Source organism: Accumulibacter sp. (assembly GCF_016789985.1).
Taxonomy (GTDB): Bacteria; Pseudomonadota; Gammaproteobacteria; order Burkholderiales; family Rhodocyclaceae; genus Accumulibacter.
Genome location: NZ_JAEUOL010000236.1, coordinates 1 through 3,358, shown reverse-complemented (window position 1 = coordinate 3,358; position 3,358 = coordinate 1). Strand labels below are relative to the sequence as shown.

The following is a 3,358-nucleotide window of genomic DNA, read 5'->3' as shown; positions in this document are numbered from 1 at the left end:
CAGAGGGCGCGCAGTTGCTGTTCGAACTGGCTGGTGACGCAGGCATCGATGGTGTAATGGCCGCTGTTGTGCGGCCGGGGCGCCATTTCGTTGATCAGCAGTTCGCCCGCGACGACGAAGAACTCGACGGCCAGGGTGCCGACATAGTCCAGGCGCCCGGCGATCGTCGCGGCGAGCTCGGCCGCCCGCGCATGCAGCGGGCCGGCGGCGCCGGCCGGTACCAGCGACAGGTCGAGAATGCCTTTGCGGTGGCTGTTCTCGGCGGTGGGAAAGCTGCTCACCTGGCCGTTCTCGTCGCGCGCCAGAACGACCGAGACCTCGCGCTCGAGTGCCAATTTCTGTTCGAGGACGCAAATTTCGCCCTTCAGGTGCTGGAAAGCGGCGAGCGCCTGCTCGCGATCGCCGACCATTGCCTGCCCCTTGCCGTCGTATCCGAAGCGGGCGACCTTGAGAATTCCGGGAAACAGCCCGGCGTCGGTCTGACGCAGTTCCTGTTCGCTGTGCACCGCGGCGAAGCGAGCGTGCGGCAGGCCGTTGTCGCGCAGGAACTCCTTCTCGGCGATGCGGTTCTGGCAGATGCTGACCGCCGCTGCGGAAGGGCGGGTGATGACGAACTTGGCCAGATAGTCGAGGGTGCCGGCGGGGACGTTCTCGAACTCGGTGGTCACCGCGGCACAGCCCTGCGCCAGTTCGTCGAGCGCCGCATAATCGTCGTAGGCGGCCAGCAGGTGACGGTCGGCGATCAGCGCGGCGGGGCTGTGCGGGTCGGGGTCGAGAACCCAGGCGCGATAACCCATTTCGTGCGCAGCAGCGACGAAGAAGCGGCCGAGCTGGCCGCCACCGAGCATGCCGAGGGTTGCGGGCGGAAGAATCATCGTGGGCGGTGGACGGACGGGCCGCTCACACCTCCGGCAGCTTCATCGCCATCACCTTGTCGGCCTGCGCCTGTCGGAAGTCGGTCAGCCGTTGCGCCAGAGCCGTATCGGCGGTGGCCAGCATGGCAACGGCGAACAGCGCCGCGTTGGCCGCGCCGGCCTCGCCGATGGCGAAGGTGGCGACCGGGATTCCTTTCGGCATCTGGACGATCGAGAGCAGCGAATCCTGGCCGGACAGCGCTTTCGACTGTACCGGCACGCCGAGCACCGGTAGCGTCGTCTTGGCGGCCAGCATGCCGGGCAGATGGGCGGCGCCGCCGGCGCCGGCGATGATCGCCCGCAAGCCGCGCGCCGCCGCCGCGGCGGCGTACGCGAAGAGCAGATCGGGGGTGCGATGCGCCGAAACGACGCGTGTTTCGAAAGGCACGTCGAACTCCTTGAGCATCACGGCGGCGGCCTGCATGGTCGGCCAGTCGGAGTCCGAGCCCATGACGACGCCGACGACTGGCGCACGCGTCGGCATCAGCCGGCCTCCCGCTCGGCTGCTTCGAGGGTGTTGGCGAGCAGCATGGTGATGGTCATCGGCCCGACGCCACCCGGCACCGGCGTGATCGCCGAGGCGACCTCGCTGACCGCGGCAAAATCGACGTCGCCGCAGAGCTTGCCGTCGGGCAGGCGATTGATCCCGACGTCGATCACCACGGCGCCCGGCCTGACCATGTCGGCGGTGACGAAACGCGCCTTGCCGAGCGCCGCGACGAGGATGTCGGCCCGGCGCGTGTGGCAGGCGAGATCCCGCGTCTGCGAATGGCAGATGGTGACCGTTGCGCTGGCCTGCATGAGCAGCATGGCCATCGGTTTGCCGACGATGTTGGAGCGTCCGAGGATCACCGCTTCCTTGCCTTTGAGGTCGATGCCGGCCTCGGCGAAGAATTTCATCACGCCGTAGGGGGTGCAGGGAATGAAACGCGGGTGGCCCTGCATCAGTGCGCCGACATTTTCGGCGTGAAAGCCATCGACATCCTTTTCCGGGGCGATCGCCTTGAGCAGCGCGTCGCTGTCGAAATGTCCGGGCAGCGGCAACTGCACCAGGATGCCGTGGATCCGCGGGTCGGCGTTGAGTTCGGCGATCCGCGCCAGGACGATCGCCGGTTCGACGTCGGGCGGGTAGGTGATCTTCTCCGAGTGGAAGCCGGCCTGCGCGCAGGCGTTCACCTTGTTGCGCACATAGACCTGCGAAGCCGGGTCCTCGCCGACCAGCAGCACTGCCAGGCCGGGTCGGGTGCCGCGCGCGGCCAGCGTTTCCGCGCGCGTCTTGAAATCGGCGCGCAGCTTCCGGGCCAGTGCGTTGCCGTCGAGGATTGTTGCCGTCATCTTGGATTTTCCTGGAGGTGCGGGGGCAATGCGGGAAATGTGCAGTGGTCCGCTGGCAGTGCCCGGACTGCGCATCGATCAACGATGGGGCGCCATTCTAGCGCAGATCAGGCCGCCGAAGCGGCGTCGGCATCGGCCCGGGCGGCTGCTTCGGCGGCCGCCCGGCCGGCCGCGAAGGCGCGCCGGTTGAGTTCGACGATTGCCGCCTTTTTCCTGGCGAAGCGCTGCAGGATGCAGTGCTCGAGCACTTCGGCCGGGAAGGGCAGGTGGTCCGAGATGGCGCCCAGCATGACCGTGTTGCCCAGCCGGATTTCGCCGAGTTCCAGGGCGATCGACGAGGCGTCGAAGGAGAAGACGCGCGTCCCGGCGGCGCGCATTTCGGCCACCGGGTCGTCCGGGTAGTCGTAGAGGCCGAGTTCGACGATCGGCGGGACCAGGCGGCCGGTGTTCATCAGTACCAGCCCGTCGGGCCGCAGCATGTGGCGCCAGCGCATCGCTTCGGCTGCTTCGAAACCGAGCAACACGTCGGCGGAACCCGGGCTGATCTGTGGCGACAGCACCTTCTGGCCGAAACGCAGGTGCGAGGAGACCACGCCGCCGCGCTGTGCCATGCCGGCGACCTCGGTCTTCTTGGCGTCATGGCCGAGGGCAATCGCCGCTTCGGCGAGGATTTCGGTGGCGGTCATGACGCCCTGGCCACCGGTACCCACCACCAGGATGTTGGTGGTGTCGTACTTGCATTTTGCAGACATCGAATCGGAACCTTTCAACATCGCCGGGTGGACGAGGCCGCTGGCAGCGGCGGCCTTGCCGCTAGCTATTCTGGCTGAGTTCTGCGCCCTTCCTGACCACCTTGATCGGCATGGCCAGGGTGTCCACGTGGACGATGGCATCGGGCGCACAGGGTTTCAGGCACAGGCCGCAGCCGGTGCAGGCGGCGCTCTCGATGCGTACGAAAGCGAGGTCGACTGCGCGACCGCTCGCTTTCTTCACCCGATCGCGGCGCGTCACGTGGATCGCCGGGCAGCCGACGTCGATGCAGTTGCCGCAACCGGTGCAGCGATCGTCGATCACCATGTAGGGTTTCAGGGCATGGTAGTCCTTGATCA

General features: G+C 67.4%; 5 protein-coding genes. All 5 read right to left on the bottom strand.

Annotated elements, in window-relative coordinates; translation table 11 throughout:
* Window positions 1–875 (bottom strand): 5-(carboxyamino)imidazole ribonucleotide synthase (locus JNK99_RS13450; protein WP_291853938.1); only part of this gene is annotated, 875 nt, incomplete at its 3' end.
* A 25-nt stretch (window positions 876–900) separates the two neighbouring features.
* Window positions 901–1,398 (bottom strand): 5-(carboxyamino)imidazole ribonucleotide mutase, encoded by a 498-nt coding sequence (gene purE / locus JNK99_RS13445; RefSeq protein ID WP_291853937.1) that lies wholly within the window; start codon window positions 1,396–1,398, stop codon window positions 901–903.
* A complete protein-coding gene (folD, locus tag JNK99_RS13440) occupies window positions 1,398–2,249 on the bottom strand; it encodes a bifunctional methylenetetrahydrofolate dehydrogenase/methenyltetrahydrofolate cyclohydrolase FolD (RefSeq protein WP_291853936.1) in 852 nt (283 codons plus the stop codon). The genes purE and folD overlap by 1 nt, the downstream gene beginning before the upstream one ends.
* Window positions 2,250–2,356: 107 nt before the next feature.
* A complete protein-coding gene (locus JNK99_RS13435) occupies window positions 2,357–3,001 on the bottom strand; it encodes an indolepyruvate oxidoreductase subunit beta (protein WP_291853935.1) in 645 nt (214 codons plus the stop codon).
* 61 nt (window positions 3,002–3,062) lie between these two features.
* Window positions 3,063–3,358, bottom strand: a 296-nt coding sequence (locus JNK99_RS13430; RefSeq protein WP_291853934.1) for a 4Fe-4S dicluster domain-containing protein, incomplete at its 5' end; no start/stop codon positions are given.